At 57.0% G+C, this 18,703-nt stretch carries 15 protein-coding genes; 10 read left to right on the top strand and 5 right to left on the bottom strand.

The annotated features are described in order from the left end of the window. Position 1 precedes the first annotated feature (1 nt). The 7 genes from HDC32_RS25910 (at position 2) to HDC32_RS25880 (ending at position 6,694) form a co-directional block, all read left to right on the top strand. On the top strand, positions 2–481 hold the full coding sequence (locus HDC32_RS25910) for a MaoC/PaaZ C-terminal domain-containing protein (RefSeq protein WP_145338562.1): 480 nt from the start codon (positions 2–4) through the stop codon (positions 479–481). Between the two features lie 2 nt (positions 482–483). Continuing rightward, positions 484–1,767 carry a CaiB/BaiF CoA transferase family protein gene (locus HDC32_RS25905; protein WP_218571053.1) on the top strand — a complete coding sequence of 428 codons (1,284 nt, stop codon included), beginning with the start codon at positions 484–486 and terminating at the stop codon, positions 1,765–1,767. 50 nt (positions 1,768–1,817) lie between these two features. Continuing rightward, positions 1,818–2,582, top strand: coding sequence for a glucose 1-dehydrogenase (locus HDC32_RS25900; RefSeq protein WP_145338560.1), 765 nt, complete (start codon positions 1,818–1,820; stop codon positions 2,580–2,582). 28 nt (positions 2,583–2,610) lie between these two features. Next, a complete protein-coding gene (locus tag HDC32_RS25895) occupies positions 2,611–3,387 on the top strand; it encodes an enoyl-CoA hydratase-related protein (RefSeq protein WP_145338559.1) in 777 nt (258 codons plus the stop codon). Positions 3,388–3,634: 247 nt separating this feature from the next. Continuing rightward, complete coding sequence (locus tag HDC32_RS25890; RefSeq protein ID WP_145338558.1) at positions 3,635–4,606, top strand: quinone oxidoreductase; 972 nt, start codon at positions 3,635–3,637, stop codon at positions 4,604–4,606. A gap of 64 nt (positions 4,607–4,670) precedes the next feature. Continuing rightward, the gene (locus HDC32_RS25885; RefSeq protein WP_145338557.1) at positions 4,671–5,639 is read left to right on the top strand and encodes a nitronate monooxygenase family protein; all 969 of its coding nucleotides are present in this window, start codon (positions 4,671–4,673) and stop codon (positions 5,637–5,639) included. A 209-nt stretch (positions 5,640–5,848) separates the two neighbouring features. Continuing rightward, on the top strand, positions 5,849–6,694 hold the full coding sequence (locus HDC32_RS25880; RefSeq protein WP_145338556.1) for an oxidoreductase: 846 nt from the start codon (positions 5,849–5,851) through the stop codon (positions 6,692–6,694). Between the two features lie 44 nt (positions 6,695–6,738). On the opposite strand, the gene HDC32_RS25875 is transcribed toward HDC32_RS25880, so the two are convergent. The 5 genes from HDC32_RS25875 to HDC32_RS25855 all read right to left on the bottom strand — a co-directional run bounded on the left by HDC32_RS25875 (position 6,739) and on the right by HDC32_RS25855 (position 14,805). Further along, positions 6,739–7,806: a hypothetical protein gene (locus HDC32_RS25875; protein WP_145338555.1), complete on the bottom strand. Its 1,068-nt coding sequence runs from the start codon at positions 7,804–7,806 to the stop codon at positions 6,739–6,741. Positions 7,807–7,875: 69 nt separating this feature from the next. Further along, positions 7,876–10,359, bottom strand: a complete 2,484-nt coding sequence (locus HDC32_RS25870; RefSeq protein ID WP_178116808.1) for an RND family transporter — start codon at positions 10,357–10,359, stop codon at positions 7,876–7,878. A 74-nt stretch (positions 10,360–10,433) separates the two neighbouring features. Continuing rightward, positions 10,434–11,495 (bottom strand): YCF48-related protein, encoded by a 1,062-nt coding sequence (locus HDC32_RS25865; protein WP_184746073.1) that lies wholly within the window; start codon positions 11,493–11,495, stop codon positions 10,434–10,436. 106 nt (positions 11,496–11,601) lie between these two features. After that, entirely contained in the window at positions 11,602–12,975 is a 1,374-nt protein-coding gene (locus HDC32_RS25860; RefSeq protein ID WP_145338553.1) for a DUF1329 domain-containing protein, read from the bottom strand. Between the two features lie 36 nt (positions 12,976–13,011). Further along, on the bottom strand, positions 13,012–14,805 hold the full coding sequence (locus tag HDC32_RS25855; RefSeq protein ID WP_145338552.1) for a DUF1302 domain-containing protein: 1,794 nt from the start codon (positions 14,803–14,805) through the stop codon (positions 13,012–13,014). A gap of 376 nt (positions 14,806–15,181) precedes the next feature. Between HDC32_RS25855 and HDC32_RS25850 the strand changes: the two genes are divergently transcribed. From HDC32_RS25850 to HDC32_RS25840, 3 genes are all read left to right on the top strand, one after another. Then, positions 15,182–16,132 (top strand): SDR family NAD(P)-dependent oxidoreductase, encoded by a 951-nt coding sequence (locus tag HDC32_RS25850; protein ID WP_184746071.1) that lies wholly within the window; start codon positions 15,182–15,184, stop codon positions 16,130–16,132. An 83-nt stretch (positions 16,133–16,215) separates the two neighbouring features. Then, entirely contained in the window at positions 16,216–17,916 is a 1,701-nt protein-coding gene (locus tag HDC32_RS25845) for a methyl-accepting chemotaxis protein (protein WP_145338550.1), read from the top strand. Positions 17,917–17,940: 24 nt separating this feature from the next. Further along, complete coding sequence (locus tag HDC32_RS25840; protein ID WP_145338549.1) at positions 17,941–18,702, top strand: DUF2889 domain-containing protein; 762 nt, start codon at positions 17,941–17,943, stop codon at positions 18,700–18,702. Position 18,703: the final 1 nt, after the last annotated feature.

Genomic DNA, 18,703 nt, shown 5'->3' with positions numbered 1-18,703 from the left:
CATGGAGCAGATTGAGACCGTAGGCCTGGGCATCCATTGGGAAGATCTGTCTGTAGGGAGGAAATTCCAGACCGTCGGGCGCACCGTGACGGAAACCGATGTCGTCAACTTCGTTTCCGTGACAGGCATGCTCGAAGTGTTGTTCACCAACATTGAATTTCTCAAGGAGCAATCTGCGATCAAAGGTCGTGTTGCCCCTGGCGCACTGGTCTTTACCTTCGCGGAGGGTCTGCTGACTCAAGCGACCATGCAAGGGGTTGGCTTTGCGTTCCTGAACATGGAACTGGACATCAAGGCACCGGTGTTCGTCGGCGATACCATTCACGTCGAATGCGAGGTCATCGAGTGCCGCGAAAGCGCCAATCGCCCGGGGCTCGGTCTGGTGCGCACGCGTAACCGGATCATCAAGCAAGATGGCACGCTGGTGCAGGTCTACACCCCGCTGCGCCTGGTCAAAGGCAAAGACTATAAGGGTAATTGACCATGGCCCAGCAGGAATTGGAGAAACCGACCGGCCCACTCGCCGGTCTGCGGGTCATTGATTTGTCGATCAATGTCCTCGGCCCGGTAGCGACCCAGATCCTCGGCGATATGGGCGCTGACATTATCAAGATCGAACCGCCCTCCGGCGACCAGAACCGTCAGAACGGCCCAGGCAAAAACCCGGACATGGCGGTGTTTTACCTGATCATGAACCGCAACAAGCGCAGCGTGGTGCTCGACCTCAAGCAGGCCGAGTGCATGGAAGCACTGCTCAAGCTGGTAGAAACCGCCGATGTGGTGGTGCACAGCATGCGTCCCAGCGCTGCCAAGCGCTTGGGTATTTGCTATGAAAAGATCCGCGAGCGAAACCCGAAGATTATCTACGCCTTCGCTCCGGGTTATCGAGGCGACGGTCCGTACAAGGACATGCCGGCATTCGACGATGTCATTCAAGGCGAAAGCGGTCTGGCCGCGATCAACCGTGGGCTCGATGGGCAACCTCGCTACTTCCCGACGGTCATCGTCGACAAGTTCTGCGGTTACGTCCTGGCGTCCTCAATCAGCATGGCATTGCTGCACCGCGAGCGTACCGGAGAAGGTCAGCAGGTGCTGGTGCCCATGCTCGAAACCATGCTGCAGTTCAATCTGTTCGAGCACCTGTGGGAAGGTGCCTTGGGCTCATCCAACGGTGAAGGGCTGGGCTATACGCGGATGTTTTCAACCCATCGCAAGCCCTACGCCACCCTGGACGGGCACATCTGTCTGCTGGCGGTCAACGACGAGCAATGGCGACGGGTGCTCAAGGCCATCGGCAGGCCCGAGCTATTGGAAGACCCGCGTTTCTGCCGCATGAGCGAACGCATGCTCAATATCAACGAGCTGTATGGAATTCTGGGGGCTGCCATTGCCTGCAAAAGCTCGGCCGAATGGGAAAACATCTTCGCTGAAGCGGATGTTCCCCATGGTCAGGTGCGCGAGCTGAACGATTTGATGAAGGACGAATACCTCAAGGAAACCGGGTTCTTCCAGCATGTGGAGCACCCCACCGAGGGCGAGTTGGTGATGACCTCAATCCCGGTTCAGTTCTCGGCGTCTCCCGGCAACGTCCGTTATCTCCCCCCGAATCTGGGCGAGCACAGCCTGGAAATTCTCGCCGAGGTTGGCTACAGCGCTGACACGGCGGCCCGGCTATCCCAAAGCCATGCAAAGAAACGCGCCACGGCGAGCAGTCCTGTCGCCAAGCCCATGCCCTTTGCAGCTGCGGCTGAGTCGCCAAAACAATGAACGCCTGTGCGGCCAGTCCGCGAATCGACTGCTAGAAGAAGGTATTGAACATGAAAGGATTGAAAGACAAGGTCGTACTGGTCACGGGTGGCGCCGGCGGTATTGGCAGTGCCATCTGCCGTCGCTTCGCTGAAGCAGGCTCCACCGTAGCGGTGTTCGACCTCAACAGCGAAGCCACACAAAAACTGGCCAATGACCTCGAAGCCCTGGGTGTCCGTGCTCGTGGCTACAAGGTCGATATTACCGATCATGACGCCGTGAACGCCGCCGTCACTCAAGTCGAAGACGAACTGGGCCCTATCGACGTATTGGTTAATAACGCCGGCTGGGATATCGGCGCATTTTTCCTGCAAACCGAAAAGCCTTTTTGGGACAAAGTCGTTGCGATCAACCTTTACGGTCCACTGAACATGCACCACGCCGTACTCAAGCGCATGAGCGCACGCGGTACCGGTCGCGTGGTGAATATTTCCTCGGACGCCGGTCGGGTCGGGTCGTCGATGGAGGCGGTCTACTCGTTCTGCAAAGGCGGCCTGATCGCGTTCAGCAAAACCATGGCCCGTGAAATGTCGCGCCAGCAGATTCCCGTCAATGTCGTGTGCCCAGGCCCGACCGAAACCGCGCTGCTGGACAACCTGGCCCAAGGCGAAAAAGGCGAAAAAATCAAAGCCGGTCTGGTCAGGGCCGTTCCATTCGGTCGCATGGGTCAGCCGGACGACGTGGCAGGCATGGTCCTGTTTCTGTCCAGCGACGATGCCGCCTTTATCACCGGCCAGGTCATCAGTGTGTCTGGTGGCTTGACGATGGTCGGCTAAGCCCACTCATTTCATTCAGGAACTGCCCATGGAATTCAAAGACATTCTCTACACCGAAGATAACGGTATCGCGACTATCACGATCAACCGTCCGCAGGTGTACAACGCCTTTACCGCCAACACCTGTGAGGAATTGATCCAGGCGTTCAGCAAGGCCGGATACAGCAAAGACACTGGCGTGGTCGTGTTGACCGGCGCCGGTGACAAGGCGTTCTGCACCGGCAGTGATCAATCCGGTGGTCGTCATGCGGGGCGCGGCGTGGTCGGCCTGCCCATCGAAGAGCTGCAAAGCATCATTCGGGACATCCCTAAACCGGTCATCGCCCGCGTCAATGGCTATGCCATCGGCGGTGGTAACGTCCTGGTCACGCTCTGTGACCTGGCCATCGCGGCCGAAAGCGCGCAACTGGGTCAAGTCGGGCCTAAAGTCGGCTCGGTCGATCCAGGCTTTGGCACCGCCCTGCTCGCCCGACTGGCCGGTGACAAGCGAGCCCGCGAGATCTGGTACCTGTGCCGCCGTTACTCCGCCAAGCAGGCGCTGGACTGGGGCCTGGTCAACGCCGTCGTGCCGCTAGACCAGCTAGACGCTGAAGTGAAGAAATGGTGCGACGAAATCCTGATGATGAGCCCTACCGCCATCGCCTTGGCCAAGCGCTCGTTCAACATGGACAACGAAAACATTCGTGGCATAGGCGCTTTCGCCATGCAAGCGCTGGCCCTGTACTACGACACCGAAGAATCCAAAGAAGGCGGTAACGCGTTTCGCGAAAAACGTAAGCCTGAATTCCGTAAATACGTGAAGTGAAGATTTGACTTACATAGGTGCATTTTTATTTTGTCGCGCTGTTTGACTCCCTGACATGCCAAGCCGGCTCAGCAATGAACCGGTATAAGAAGAGCGTGACGTTCACCCATTCAGGGTGACCTCCGGCCGCCTGTTCCACGACTGGCGGCCCTTTTAGACCCAATACAATGACGACGCACTGGATGCGGCGTCCGATCAGCCACTTCCGCAAACTGCTCGGTAGCCTATCCGATGCGCAGAGGACAACATGCCCTACGCAGCCCGTATCCATGAATTTGGCGGACCCCATGTTTTCCGGTGGGAGTCGATTGACGTAGGCGATCCCGGCGCAGGGAAAGTACGCGTGAGGCATACCGCAATAGGGCTTAACTTTGTCGACGTCTATAACCGTCGGGGCCGATACCCTATGCGATTACCCGCCATTCTTGGGAATGAAGCGGCAGGCATTATCGAAGCCGTGGGCGCAGGCGTCACCGAATTCCAGATCGGCGACCGTATTGCCTATGCCCCGTTCACAGGCAGCTACTGTGAGCAGCGTCTGATTTCCGCTGACAAACTCATTCGACTACCCGCCAATATAGATGATCGAACGGCCGCTGGGATGATGCTGGCCGGGATGACGGCCCAGTATCTGCTGCGGCAATTGAGCCCTGTCCAGCCGGGAGAGACCGTACTCGTACAGGCGGCTGCTGGCAGCGTCGGATTGATTCTATGCCAATGGGCCGCAGCCCTGGGCGCACGGGTGATTGGCACCGTCTCAAGCGCGGGGAAGGCACAGCTTGCTCTCTCTCACGGGTGCCATGACGTCATCAATTATTGTGAAGAGGATGTCGCCCACGCCGTGGCCCGAATTACCGAAGGTAAAGGCGTGAGTGTGGTGTACGACGGTGTTGGCTCAGACACCTTTCGTGGCTCGCTCAAATCGCTGAAACCCTTGGGCCATCTGATCATCTTTGGCCAAGCCTCTGGCCCAGTCCCCCCCTTCGACGTGCATGAGCTTGCGGCGCTTGGCTCACTCAGTATCACCGTTGCCAGCCTGCAGACGTTCATTGAGGATCTGCCACTGATGCGCACGATGGCTCACGAGCTTTTCGACATGGTCAGTAGCGGTCAGGTAAAGATTCATATCGGCCAGACCTACCCTCTAAGCGAGGTTGGCCGCGCTCATCAGGACTTAGAGGCGCGCCACACACAGGGCTCCACTTTGTTATTGCTGTAATAAAAGGTGTCCTATCGACTCTGCTTGTCGGTTCGATTACGACGGTCACAACGAGGAGCTTGACATGATCAACACGCGCATAACACAACTATTCGGCATCGATTACCCCCTGATCATGGGCGGCATGCGTCACGTCAGTCGCGCGGAGATTGTCGCTGCTGTCGCCAACGCTGGCGGACTTGGTTTCCTTTCTGCACATACCTTGCCTTCAGCCGAGGCACTGCGCGAGGAAATTGCCAAGGTTCGCGCGCTCACTGACAAGCCCTTTGGCGTCAATCTCACCATTCTGCCGGGTCTGGGCGTCGAGCCTGACGACTACGCCCGAGTGATCGTCGACTGTGGTGTAACGGCCGTGGAAACCGCTGGCGGCAACCCGGCTCGCTTCATCGCCGCATTCAATGAAGCCGGCGTCAAGGTGCTGCATAAATGCACCTCCGTACGCTTTGCCCTGAAGGCCCAGCAGTTGGGCGCCGATGCGGTGAGCATTACAGGATTTGAAGCTGCCGGGCATCCTGGCGAAGACTATGTGCCAAGTTTAGTGCTGATCCCTGCGACAGTGGCCAAATTGGAAATTCCAGTGGTGGCTGCCGGTGGTTTCGTCAACGGTCAGGGTCTGGTGGCGGCACTGGCACTGGGGGCCGAGGGTATCAGCATGGGCACCCGCTTCATGATGACCCGCGAGTCGCCTATGCACGAGGCGGTCAAACAGCGTTATTTACAGGCGACGGAGCGCGACACAACATTGATTTGCCGCTCTATCGGTGATTCGACACGCGTGCTTAAGAACGAACTGACGGCGAAAATCCTTGAGCTCGAAAAGGGTGAGATCACTCATGAGGAACTGCTCGGTCTGGCCAGCAGTCACCGTTGGGTTCAAGCAGCGCTTGCCGGCAACCCAGACGACGGCGCCTTCGCCGCAGGCATGGGGGTTGGCCTGATCGAGGATATTCCCAGTTGCGCCGAACTTATCCAGCGAATTATCAATGAAGCCCGCAGCAGCGTCGGTGAGCGTTTGAAAAACATGCTGGGCTAATAGCCTCGGCGCATTCGATATGTGCGCTCATCTGCGTCCTGGCAACCTGACACAGCTTGGCGAGAGGCCCCCATAAAGCCGCGTTTTTAGCGAATTTTTGCTCTAGACACCTTGGTTTTACGAGCGGCCGATCACATGACGTCAGCTATCAAGGGCCCTATATATTGGTTATGTCTGATTCCTCAAAAAATAATAACAAGGAGAGCACAATGGCTTCACGTCAAACGACTCATTGGCTGATCACTGGCGTTTCCAGTGGCTTCGGCCGGATACTCGCTCAAGCCGCTCTGGCGCGTGGCGATTCCGTGGTCGGAACCCTGCGGCGCACGTCGCAGATCAGCGAATTCGAAGCCCTGGCGCCAGGCCGTGCCCATGGCGTCCAACTCGATGTCACCGACGCTGAGTGCATCGACCCCGCGGTTACCAAATCCATCGCGGCACTGGGGCATATCGACATCCTGGTCAACAATGCCGGCTATGGCCTGTTCGGCGCCATCGAGGAAGCCACGGCTCAAGAGCTGCAACAGGTGATGGACACCAACTTCACCGGCCCGCTGCGCCTGATTCAAGCCGTCCTGCCCCATATGCGCGCCCGTAAACAGGGGCACATCATTAACTTCTCCTCGCTCGCGGGGATGATTGGCATGCCTGGCGTCGGCCTCTATTGCTCGGCGAAGTTTGCGCTTGAAGGCATGAGCGAGTCGCTGGCGAAAGAGCTCGCGCCGTTCGGCATCGAGGTCACGCTGATCGAGCCGGGAGGCTTTCGTACCAACTTCGCCAGCAGCTCTCTGGCGATTGTGGCCAACCCCATTGCGGCCTATGACGCGACACCGGCCGGGCAGACACGAAAACACATCAGCGGCTACGCCGGCCATGAGCCAGGTGACCCCGTCAAAGGCATGCAGGCGATTCTGGACATGCTTGACGCACCCAAGGCGCCGCTACGGCTGGTGTTGGGCGCCGATGCGGTGGCAGCGATCCGCGGAAAGTTAGGCCAGGTCCGCGCCGAGATCGACAGCTGGGAAAGCACCTCTGTCGCCACCGCCTTCGCCTGACCAGCCGACGCAAGGGTCACTACGTCATGAGCTTCAGCGGCACGTCAGCGCAACAACGCCAACGTGCCATGAGTCAGTGCAGCATCGCCAAAACGCGCGGCATAGGCGGTATTGACCGACTCGCTTTGAAAGCGGGTTTCGTTGATCAGGAACACAAACAACCCCCACGCAATCTCTCGGCGATAGCACTCCAGCGCCTCTTCAAAACCCGGTGCAGTGACCCCTTCCTCGGTCAGGCATTTCAGGTAGTGCGCCAGCAATGGTTGCTCCCACTCGCGGCGATCGACGATGTCCAACGCGCAGATCAGGTGGTAAGTCACATCAGCAAACCACGGCGCCCTGTTGATTTGCATGTCGAGAAAACCCGGCGTACCCAGGGGATCTTCGTACAGATTACCCAGATGAGTATCCCCGTGACTGAGGGTCGGCGGATGAGCCTGGTGCAGTCGTGCAAGCTCACCAAAGGCATGGCGCATCCACTCCAGATCATGCAAGCGCGTCGACACGGCGGCGCCACGAGGCGACTCAATGTAGCCACGCCAGACCTCGGGCTGCAAATAACGGTCGGCATACATCAGTGTATCGCCGGTCATGCGTGGTTCGACCCATGCCATCGGCGCGCCCGCCTGGAAATCCGAGTGATCCCACCATTGAGCATGATAGCGGGCCATCGCCTGCAGACGTCTTTTGACCTGGTCGGGACATTGTGGCTGTAGCGCATTGCAAAATCGTACGCCGGCCAGATTCAGATCCTCCATCAATATGATGGACTGGTAACTCGCGGGGTCCTCGTCGCTCTGGGCGAAGAAACACCGGGGCGTGTTCATGGCGACCCGAGGCAGTACCTCACGGTAAGTCCGTGTTTCCTTGGCATACATGAATCCCATGGACGCGCTATGGGCTTCGAACCCACCTTTAACAATCATGCGCCGCGGCAAACCGGCCAGCTCGCCCACCGCGTTATAGCGCAATTCAACCCGGATCTTGGTCGAGGTGCCTAACAGGACATCGACAACCCTGGCCTCGCGCACCTCTACCCCGGGCCAACTCAACGCCAGCGCCTCGCTCAACCATTGTGCGGTTATGCCTTCGATCGTCAGGGGAAGCCGCATGCTGCTACCTCAATCGTTGCAGCGCCTTAAACAGAAAACATCGGCGCACTCGCGCATGAACACCGCAACTCAATAGACGCTGGCGTTGGGCACCTTGGAAATGGGTTTTGACTCGCCCTCACCCGCGGCCAACTCGTCCGCGTCTGATGTGCTGACATCGTCGGACCGAAAGTCCGCCGGGCCTCGCAGCAGGAAATAGGACATCGCAGGTATCAGAATCAATGCTCCGACCATGTTCCCGATGAACAGGAAGGTCAGCAGGATGCCCATGTCGGCCTGGAATTTGATCGGCGACCATACCCAGGTCACCACGCCCGCAGCGAGGGTCAGGCCCACCAAGGCCACGACACGTCCGGTAAATTGCAAGGCATGGCGATAGGCTTCGATCAGACTTCGGCCGGCGCGCTGTTGTTGCAACTGGACACTGAGCAGATACAACGCGTAATCCACGCCAATCCCCACGCCCAGCGTAATCGCGGGCAAAGTCGCGACTTTCATGCCAATTCCCAACCCCACCATCAGCGCCTCGCACAAGAGGGTGCTGATGAACAGCGGTACCACGGCAATAACGGCGGCTTTCCAGTTACGAAAGGCGATCAGACACAGCAAGGACACCGTCGCATACAGTGCAAGCAACATCTTCACATTGGCGCGTTCGACCACAATGTTGGTCACCGCTTCTATCCCGGCGCTGCCTGCGGCCAACTGGAATTGGCGATCTTCGGTGTCATGTTGTTTGGCGAAGGCTTCCGACGCCTTGACCACACGCTCCAACGTGTCGGCCTTATGGTCTTGAAGATAAGCCACGATCGGGGTTACCGAACACCGCCGGTCTACCAGCTCGGGCTTATCCACCTGAACCTGCTCAATCGCGCCATTGAGGTTGCTGGGATTGCGCGGAATGCTCAGCCATTTGGGGCTGCCCTCATTCTGACCGGAAAACACCATTCGTACCGAGTCAGCCGCTGACATCGTCATCTGCACCCCGGGGACCTGCCGCAGCATGTTGCTCATGCGGTCGGCCTCTACCAGTGATGAGTATTGCTGGCAGCCACCTTCCGGGGTTTTCATCATGATCACGAACATATCGCTGGACAGCGCGTAGTGCTGGGTCAAATAACGCACATCTTTGTTGTAGCGCGAGTCAGGACGCAGTTCCGGAGCGCCGGCGTCCAGGTCGCCGATCTTGAGTTGGGTACCGACCACGAACCCGCCGATGGCCAGCAAGACCGCAACCGATACGGCTTTTATCGCCCGTCCACGCTGTGTGAAACTGGCGAAAAACTCCCAAAATCTACTGGTTCCTTCTCCACGCTCCTGGCGAATGCTGCGCTCGGCGGCGCTTTTGCTTACCCCGACATAAGACAGCGACACAGGAACCAGAACCAGGATAGTGAAGATCAGAATGCCGACACCAATGGACATACTGATAGCCAGTTCTTTGATCACCGGAATGTCGATGATGATCAACACAGCAAAGCCCACCACATTCGCCAGCAATGCGGTCAGCCCGGCGCGGAACAAACGGCGAAAGGTATAACGTGCGGCGACATATTTGTGCGTACCGCGCCCGATATCCTGCATGATCCCGTTCATTTTCTGCGCACCATGGGACAAGCCAATGGCAAAGATCAGAAAGGGCACCAGAATAAGATACGGATCCAGCACATAGCCGATGACACTGAGAATACCCAGCAGCCAACACACGCCCAGCGTGGCGTAAAAGACCAGTAATAGGGTGCTGCGAATGCAGCGCGTGTAGAGGAAAACAAATAACGCAGCGATAGCGGCGGCAAAGGCAAAAAATTCGCTGACCTGCCATAATCCATCGATAAGGTCTCCCACCAGTTTGGCAAAACCTATGATGTGAATTTTTATCTTGTCGGTTTCCAGCACCCGGACTTTGCTTTCCAATTGATGTGAAAAGTCGTTGTAGTCCAGGGGCAGATTAGTGTCCTGATTCTTGTCCATCAACGGCACGATGATCAGGCTCGACCGGAAATCGGACGCCACATAGTTGCCGACAATCCCCGACTGCAGGATGTTGCCACGCAAAGCATCCATCGCCGCAGCGGACCCGTCGAAAGGATCCGGCATGACCGGGCCACCGCGATAGCCCTCCTCCGTCACCTCGGTCCAGCGCAAGCTCGATGTCCATAGGCTGCGCAACGCCGACCGATCGACACCCGGCATCAGGAACAAGGTGTCGCTGGCTTTTTGCACGGTCTCAAGGAAGTCTTTGTCAAAGATGCTGCCTTGGGTATTCTCCACCACCACGCGTACGGAGTTACCCATCCCGCGCAGCGCATCCTTGTTCTGAAAGTAGTTCTGAATGTAGGGATGGGACTGGGGGATCATTTTTTCGAAACTGGCATTGACCGGCAGTTTCGAAGCCTGCCAACCCCAGAACACAGTCGCCAGCAGACAAATCAGCAGGATCGGCAGACGATGGTTGAAGATAAACCGTTCGAACCAGATGCCGCTGTTTCGATCAAAATCCTTGGGATCGCGGATGACTTGCATGTCACCCTGATTGCCGGCAGGAATAGCCATAAATGTCTTCTCGATTATTATTGTTCAGTAAGACTGGCCATAACACGATAGCCGCCCTGATCAATCCCCGGCTTTCACCGGTTACTGACCACTTGCACACCTGACAAGCCAACGATGGCGACCTGCCCTTTGAGCAGTGCCAGCCCAGCAAATAATGCAGGGTGAACGTCTGGCAATGGGGCAAAGCTTTTGCCCTGATCGCTGCTGACAAGGATTGCGCCGGCTTGACTGGCCAGCAGAATGCGCCCCTTATCATCGATAGCACCGTCGACAAGCCCTGCACTGCCGCCGGTTTCCATGCGTTCCCATGTGCTGCCCTGGTCGCTGGACTTGTAAGCGTTGCCGCGCAATCCGTAGGCAATCAGATAGTGCTCGTTACCCAGAACCCCGAAAAAGCTGCCGGGGTAGCCTGTGGACAGCTTGATGAAGCGTTGCTGGTCAGCGTCGAGCACAAAGACCGTGCCTTGCTCGCTGGCGATATAAAGGCGCCCATTTATCCCGGTAATCGCGTTGTAATGGAACATCTGCGGGTTATCGACCTTCTCCACCCAGGATTCCCAGGTTTTACCGCCGTCATGGGTCCCCACGATAGTGCCGAAGGCGCCAACGGCGAACCCGTTTAACGGATCACTGAACCAGACGCCCAGCATCGGCTGTTCCGGTCCGTTGGCAAAGTTCAGCTTGATCAAGTCCAGGTACTGGCCGGCTTTTTCATCGCCCTGGCTGGACAGGCTTTCAAAATGGTCGACCAACAGTTTCTGCAGGCTGTTGCCGTCGAGCTGTTTCTCCCAGGAGCTTGCACCATCCCCACTGTGCAAGACGATCCCATCGTGGCCCACCGCCCAGCCCTGCCGGTCAGTGACAAATTGCACGGATACCAGATCGGAACTCGCCGGTACCTTGGCTTGTAGCCAGCTTTTGCCCTGATCGTCGGATAACAACACCAAGCCTCTTGCGCCGACCGCCACAAGGCGTTGGCCGGCCAGCGTCGCCGCCGTCAATTGCGACGTACTCGCGAGCCGATTGATCTGCGCGGGCGCATTCAATGGATCTTCATAGGGTTGTGCGTGCAGCGCGGCATAAGGCAGCAACCCTAGCGACAACACTCCGAAGAGCAGTTTGCGGTAACCCGTCAAGAGCACCTCCAAAACGTTCAAAACAGGGGGTAGCAATCACCACCCCGCCCTGTGTTAATGGCTGGATCTGCGCGCAGCAGGTAATGGCCGCTCACCCAGAATATCCTCAGCGAATACCGGCCCCGGCCATAGCGGCAGGTGACAGTAAGTTGGGTGAGAACGGTTCCGACGTGTACCAACCCGTGCGGGTGTCAAAAGGCAGTGATGCCAAGCCATAGGCACCTTTGGTATGGTCGTACATCAACACCCCTTCACTTCGAATCATCGGTGTGCCTTCATAAGCGACAAACAACAAGAAGTTCTGCGAGCGGTACAACTTACCCGCGGCGTCATAGGCGTCGTACATCGTCATGTTCCAGCTGTCTTCGTCGAGGTAAAACACCTTCTTGGAGTTGACGTGACGTTGACCCGGTTTCAGCGTCGCTTCCACGACCCAAACCCGATGCAGTTCCCAGCGGACTTTGTCCGGGTTGGCAAAGCCTTTCTTGACCAGTTCATCCACCTTTGCCGAAGCCGTGCGGTACGTATTGTACGGGACGTACATCTCCTTCTTGCCGAGTAGTTTGAAGTCGAAACGATCCATCTTTCCGTCAAAACCGCTGATCTCGTCGAAGGTAATCAGGCCGCCGTACTGCGCAGAAACGGTGTCGTACTTGAACTCCGGCGCGAGTCGTACCCGGCGCTGGCCTGGAGAATAGGACCAGGCACTGTCAGCTTTGATATCCAGTCGTAGCGGCGAGTAGCGCATATCCTTGGAGCCCGACTTGGACGCGGGGGCATTGTTGGCGTTGAGCAAGCGGTTACTGTACTCAGAACTGGTTTTGGAACCATCCCAGTATTCGTGCTCGTAATGCACGTTAGCGTCGGTAATCAGCGTTTTTTCACCCGCACTGTCGATCAGGTAGGTCGCAAAATTGCCCACTTCGTAGGGCCGGAAAAACCGTGTGGTGAAGTTCCACATGGCCTCATAACCCGTTTTGGGAATTGGAAATGCGATCTGTGCATGAGCATCAGCCAGGCCAGTGTTATCGCCCTCAGTATGAGGCTTGGTGATATTGTTGATGGTATTGTCATGAGCAAATTTTGGCAGCGGTGGTGCACTTCGATGTGTGGGGTAAACATCGATACGATAGTCAGGGTAGCGAGACAACAGCGCCTTGTTACCATCATCGATTTTATCGGCATACTGCGCCATGTTTTTGCCGGTAATGGAAAATAACGGTTTTTCATTGGCATAGGGGTCGATGTAAGGGAAACCACCGGCAGCGTTGATAGGTTTGTATCCTGCCGGTGGCGTGGTCAATGCCTTGGCAGGATCATAGGCAGGAATGCTGCCATCACTGTTACCCGCGATGGTCGCGCCAAACTCAGTCAAGGTGGTGCCGATCTGCTTGATCTCGTCGGCACCAGGAGCACCGAAGCCTTGGGCCGCCATGGCATAGGAGACTGCGATGGAAAGAAGGTATTTCTTGTAGTTCATGTTTTTCACCCGTCCGTTCCGCACTGTTGAAAAAACTCAGAAAGAAGTTTTCAAGCTCAACGACAGCCAACCATGATCGTTCTGCGACCAACTCCCGGCCCCGGTCATGCCTTCTCCTCCGGTCGCTGGATGGGTCGTATGATTAGGCGACCAGGAATCGTTCCATGCCAACTTTATAACGTGTGTCTGGTAAATATCCGCTTGTACGCCAAACGAATAAGTGACCTGTCCTTCCGCGCCGGTCATGCCTCCGGTGGCCGCGTTACCTTGAAGACCATAGCTGACAAACACCGGCGAGCTGATATCGACGCCCGGGAAAACCTGCAACCAGCGTGGCGTGAAGTTGGTGGAGAACACCGTCGAATTGCGAGTCGCACACCCGTAGGTTTCATCGCCTGAACCCGCGCGACCGCTACGGTTGGCACACAGTGGCGAGTCGGACCCTTTCAGCGGGTAATTATTACCACCCAGAGGCGTGAACACGCCACCTGCACTGATGCCAAATGCCGGGTTATAGGTGACTTCGTCAAGGTGTTGAAGCGCCAGTTCGGCGGCAACTTCACCAGCGTCCCAAAACCTGGTTTCAGGCAGCAGCTTTACCGCGTTCAGTACCAGACCATAGACGTTTCCGCGGGGAGCATTTTCGGAGTCGAACCCAGCGATCACGCCCGGGGCAACTTGAGCAAGCCGCCCCGTTACCGGCGTAAACAACTGCGCATTGCGCCGATAGGTGGCTTCCATCCCGAAGTTAACCCCTTCGATGTTTTGCTCCATCGCAAAACCAAAGAGCTGGTTCTTTTTCGGGTTGTAAAAACGGTCCAGCGTGCCATCAGGCGCGGTCGCAAACGGATTCGGGGTTTTCTCATAGAACTCGCGGTAAACCAGGCTCATGTTGCCGCCATCCAGGAAATCGGGTTGCCACTTGGCCATAACCCCCCAGTCGTGGTCTCCGCTGCCCGGTTTATTGTGAGTGGAGCCGATCAGGGGGCCGTCAGCCCCATAGAAAGCCGGCGATGCGGCTTCAAAATAAGTACCGCCCTCTGGATAACGATCGCGACGCCACTCCAGTGAGTACTGCCAGGCAAGCGAGAACTCAGGCGTGAGCTGCGTAGTACCGGTAAATTGATTCTGCGGCAGAAATAGCTCCTTGGCTTCCAGGCCAGGACTGAGTGCCGCTTTCTGTAGATCCATCGCCGCTTGGCCATAGGCAATCGACGACTGCTTCGATTGAGGGAAGAGCGAGTTCCCCCAATAGATGTTGTGTCTACCGAATTTTACCGATGTTGTGGTTTGACCAAGGTCAAAGGTATTGAACACAAACGCGTCAAGCACTTCAGCATATGGCCCGCTCGTGTAGTTGCGGGTGTAGTCCGAATACTTGCCGTTTTTGAAGAACTCATTGGAAAGAAAGTTATTCGTTGTGGGGTCATCCACACCACCGCCGTAGGTTGAGTCGTACCAGCCCGCCGCGCTGACACGCAGGCCGTAGCTCCCCTTGATGATCAAATCGAATTCGGACAGCACGTCGAGGCGATTCAGAATCACATCGCCCTTCTTGAATCGATTATTACCCAACGCGACCGCGTTGTTGTTGGCATCAGCCGTTCCATTAGGCCCTAGCTTCAACCGCGAATCCGTGCCTTCCCCGCGGATACCCAGGTTGTAGCGAACCGTGGTGTCCAGACGGCTCTGAATGTCCGGATTGCCAAAATCAAGACTGACTGCGTTGGCGTCGTTGATCACACCGGCCACCGCCAATGCCAACACTGACACCTGCAGGAGATGACGCCGGTAAAGCCTATGCTGAGGTTGTGCGAAGCGAAGATTCATTATTATTGTTCTCCATCTCTGATGCCACACCCGCTAGGTGCCCATAGGAGGCGCCGGATACCGGCAACCGCTCCCGTTTTTTATTTTTATCTCCCCTCGCCGGGTTTCGCGAAAGGGTGCCTATCGCTCATTTTTAATGAACATCGTTCAGATAATTGTACATGAGCGACAGGTTGTCAATCCCAACCCAGTAACGATTCGCTCTTGCGACCATCCGTATGCACTCCGGCGACAAACGACAGCTCGACCGGCTGTTGAATCGACTCCTTCACTTATCAAGACCTCAGATCGAGGATCCGGCATTGACGTCGGACACATATATGAATAACGTTCAATAACCACCTTACAACACCAACAACAAACAGAGGGTCGTTTTATGAGCAAGGTCGATTTCAGCGGACGCGTCGCCATCGTCACGGGTTCAGGAGGCGGCCTTGGCCGGACCTACGCGATGGAGCTCGCCGCACGTGGCGCCTCAGTGGTGATCAATGATTTGGGTGGCAGTTTTGACGGCAAAGGTGGTTCTCATCGGATGGCCGACCAGGTGGTCGAGGAAATCCGCGCTGCCGGCGGCAAGGCGGTGGCCAACTATGATTCAGTGGCCACCCGTACCGGAGGCGAGGCCATCGTTCAGGCTGCGCTGGATGCCTTTGGCAAAGTCGACATTGTTATCAATAACGCAGGCCATCTGCGCAATGCACGGTTTGAAGACCTGAATGACGAAGACCTGGACTCGATCATTGATGTGCATCTCAAAGGCGCGATCTACGTCACCCAACCTGCCTACAAAATCATGAAAAAACAAGGATACGGCAGAGTGGTATTTGCCTCTTCGGCCGCAGGTGTTTTCGGTAACGCACAGCAAGCTGCCTATGGGACCGCAAAAGCAGGGCTTATCGGCTTGATGAACGTTTTGTCGCTTGAGGGCCAGGAGCATGGTGTGCTGTGCAACGCTTTGTTGCCAACCGCCAACAGCCGCATGGCCGAGGCCATGGACCCAAAACAGCTCGAAGCCTTCGGTGCTCAGTACGCTGCCTTCGGTGAACATTTGGGGCAATCCTATGAGCCGGCATTTGTCACCCCACTGGTCGTCTATCTTGCCAGCCAAACCTGCCAGAGTACTCACGCCATCTATTCGGCTTCGGTAGGCCGCTACGCCCGCGCGTTCATCGGTATCGCCGATGGCTGGAACGGTCCTCGTCTTGAACCTGCCACAGTTGAAGAGGTGGCGGCCAACTTCGAGCAAATTACCGATACCCGCAGCTATAATATCCCTGGCTCATTGTCCGACGAATTCGACATCATCAATCGCAATTTCCGCAAGTAAAACGCTACCGATAGCAGCCGCCTCATGGAGGCGGTCGCATCGCTGACGAAGCCCGCCCCTAACAATAATAAAGGCACGCGCCCATGGGCAACTTCTCGATCAAATCCAAACTGGCGTTCATGGCCGGGTTTGCAACGTTGATGCTGATGCTGGTCGGCCTCAGCGGCTGGAATGGCATACGCCAATTAAGCGCCGCGCTGGACCACATCAGCAATGAAACAGATCCTGCGGTGAGTCATCTGCTGACCCTGCGCCTAGGGCAACTTGGCACGGTCAACTCGACCCGGGAAATGATCGGCTGGAGTCTGGACCAGTTCGATGCCATCGACGATAAAACCCTGATCATTGAAGAGGCCCACGCCTTCTATAGCAGCGTGGCACAGGACAAAGAGTCGGCAGAACTCATGGCCGCTCAAGCCTATGATAGCTACGCAAAACTGCCTAAAAACCCGGAAGAAATCGAGGCATGGAAATCCGTTCAGAGCGAATGGACGAATTTCAAGGACAGCAATGACTCAATCCGTCGGCTGCTCGAACAGTTGCGTACCGCCACATCCTGGGGCGCATTACGGCAGAACATGAGCGAGGTAACCGGTCTGGATCAGGTAGCCCAAAGCGCGGTCAACAACCTGGCCGTGGCCTTGGATAAACTGATCCAGCTCAACAAAGGTTATGCCAACCAGGCAAAACTTGACGGCGAACATGCCCGACAACGCGCACTGCAATGGATCCTGGCCATGTCTGGCGCAGCCGTGCTCGGCCTGGGTTTGATCACCTTTCTGGTCGCCCGCAACATTGTCGGTGCCCTGACCACGATGCGCAGCACCATCGTCGAAGTCGCCCAAAGCAATGATTTCACCTTGCGCGCTCAGATTCGCGGACGCGATGAGACCAGCCAGACCGCCCGCGCCTTTAACCAATTGCTCGACAAGCTCCAGCTGTCGTTGCGCGAAGTGCTGAACAACGCCGACCAACTCTCCCAAGTGTCCGACAGCGCGTATAACGCATCGCGCCACGTGTCAGCCTCCTCTACCAGTCAGAGCGAGGCGGCGACCCTGATCGCCGCGGCGGTCGAACAGATGTCGGTCAGCATTGGTCAGGTCAGTGAAAGCACGCAGGACGCGCTGCTGCGCGCTCAGCAAGCTGGCGAAACAGCAAGTCAGGGCAGCGCCATTATCACGCGCAATACACTGGAAATGGATCTGATCGCCGCCACGGTCAGTGATACCGGTATTACGATTACTGATTTAGGGCAGCAGTCAGACAAAATATCCCTGGTCATGCAGGTCATTCGCGACGTCGCAGAGCAAACGAACCTGCTGGCCCTTAATGCCGCGATTGAAGCTGCACGCGCCGGCGAACAAGGACGGGGATTTGCCGTGGTCGCGGACGAAGTTCGCAAGCTCGCTGGGCGTACCTCCGTGTCATCGGATGAAATCGCGCAGGTGGTGACAACGATCCAAGCGTCCGCGCGCGAGGCCATGACCCGAATGCTCAGCGTCACTGATCGCGTGGTTGCCGGCAAACAGCTGTCGGACCAGGTGGCCGATCGCATGCAGACGATTCGTGTCAGCGCCAGTCAGGTAGGCGACGCCATTGACTTGATAGCCAGCGCCATCGATCAACAGAACACCGCCACACAAGACATCGCTCGCAGGGTCGAATTGGTGGCGCGCATGAGTGAAGAAAACAGCCAATCGGCGAGTCAGACGTCGGAAATCTCCAGCCAACTCAATACCCTCGCGCGCTCGCTACAGGCCACGGCCGGCCAGTTCCGGGTCTGAATCGGATGAGCCACGGGAAACGTTATGCAAGATGACTTGATTCCGCTCAACGCCCTTTACGGTCAGGGCTGTTATCGACGACGGATATTGCTGCAACGCAATGGCCGCACCGTAGTCGCCGAGCTGGAAGACGACTATCACGGTTTTCGCCTGGCGCTGGAGCATGACGAGCAGTGCTTGACCCACATTACCGCCCAGAGCCTGCGCATTCCGACCACCGCCTGCCTGGAAGCACCGGCCTTGTTGCACGCGTTGGTGGGGCATCCTCTGACTCCGGATCGTATGCAGTTTCGCAAAGACACGGCGCCTCGTCTGCATTGCACGCATTTACATGATTTGCTGTGGTTGGCGATGGCACACGCTGGCCGGTGCGAGGACACGCGCCTCTACGACATTGAAGTACCGGACGTGCGCGAGGGTATGACTCGGGTCAATGTTCAACTCAATGGCCGGGAAATCCTGGCCTGGGAGACTGATCTCGACGCCTTGCTGGGGCCTGCCCAACAGGTGGGGAAACCCTTGCGCAATGGCTTTTCACACTGGGCTGCGCAGGACTATTGCGGTGACCGGCTGGAAGCGGCCTATGTGCTGCAGATCGCAGTGATGGTCGCACGCGCCCGCCAGCTGGATGTGGAGGCGATGCGCGCTGGTCGGAACCAGCCTGTTAAAGCACTGCTGGGTGCTTGCCATGCGTTTCAGGCCAACGTCATTGACCGCGCCCTGCCCGTATTGGGCACCGTGCGCGACTTCAGCGAGCGGCCGCAGGACCTGCTGCTGTTCGAGTGAA

This window comes from Pseudomonas sp. JAI120 (assembly GCF_014207255.1).
In the GTDB taxonomy this organism is placed as follows: domain Bacteria; phylum Pseudomonadota; class Gammaproteobacteria; order Pseudomonadales; family Pseudomonadaceae; genus Aquipseudomonas.
The sequence above is the reverse complement of the archived record's forward strand: the minus strand, read 5'-3'. Positions and strand labels throughout refer to the sequence as shown.

What these genes read in the sequence shown, in the direction of transcription:
- HDC32_RS25875 (WP_145338555.1), bottom strand. Translation starts at nt 7,806, where the DNA reads ATGCGGCTTCCCCTGACGATCGAAGGCATAACCGCACAATGGTTGAGC.
- HDC32_RS25855 (WP_145338552.1), bottom strand. Translation starts at nt 14,805, where the DNA reads ATGAATCTTCGCTTCGCACAACCTCAGCATAGGCTTTACCGGCGTCAT.
- HDC32_RS25870 (WP_178116808.1), bottom strand. Translation starts at nt 10,359, where the DNA reads ATGGCTATTCCTGCCGGCAATCAGGGTGACATGCAAGTCATCCGCGAT.
- HDC32_RS25880 (WP_145338556.1), top strand. Translation starts at nt 5,849, where the DNA reads ATGGCTTCACGTCAAACGACTCATTGGCTGATCACTGGCGTTTCCAGT.
- HDC32_RS25900 (WP_145338560.1), top strand. Translation starts at nt 1,818, where the DNA reads ATGAAAGGATTGAAAGACAAGGTCGTACTGGTCACGGGTGGCGCCGGC.
- HDC32_RS25840 (WP_145338549.1), top strand. Translation starts at nt 17,941, where the DNA reads ATGCAAGATGACTTGATTCCGCTCAACGCCCTTTACGGTCAGGGCTGT.
- HDC32_RS25850 (WP_184746071.1), top strand. Translation starts at nt 15,182, where the DNA reads ATGAGCAAGGTCGATTTCAGCGGACGCGTCGCCATCGTCACGGGTTCA.
- HDC32_RS25885 (WP_145338557.1), top strand. Translation starts at nt 4,671, where the DNA reads ATGATCAACACGCGCATAACACAACTATTCGGCATCGATTACCCCCTG.
- HDC32_RS25910 (WP_145338562.1), top strand. Translation starts at nt 2, where the DNA reads ATGGAGCAGATTGAGACCGTAGGCCTGGGCATCCATTGGGAAGATCTG.
- HDC32_RS25890 (WP_145338558.1), top strand. Translation starts at nt 3,635, where the DNA reads ATGCCCTACGCAGCCCGTATCCATGAATTTGGCGGACCCCATGTTTTC.
- HDC32_RS25860 (WP_145338553.1), bottom strand. Translation starts at nt 12,975, where the DNA reads ATGAACTACAAGAAATACCTTCTTTCCATCGCAGTCTCCTATGCCATG.
- HDC32_RS25895 (WP_145338559.1), top strand. Translation starts at nt 2,611, where the DNA reads ATGGAATTCAAAGACATTCTCTACACCGAAGATAACGGTATCGCGACT.
- HDC32_RS25905 (WP_218571053.1), top strand. Translation starts at nt 484, where the DNA reads ATGGCCCAGCAGGAATTGGAGAAACCGACCGGCCCACTCGCCGGTCTG.
- HDC32_RS25845 (WP_145338550.1), top strand. Translation starts at nt 16,216, where the DNA reads ATGGGCAACTTCTCGATCAAATCCAAACTGGCGTTCATGGCCGGGTTT.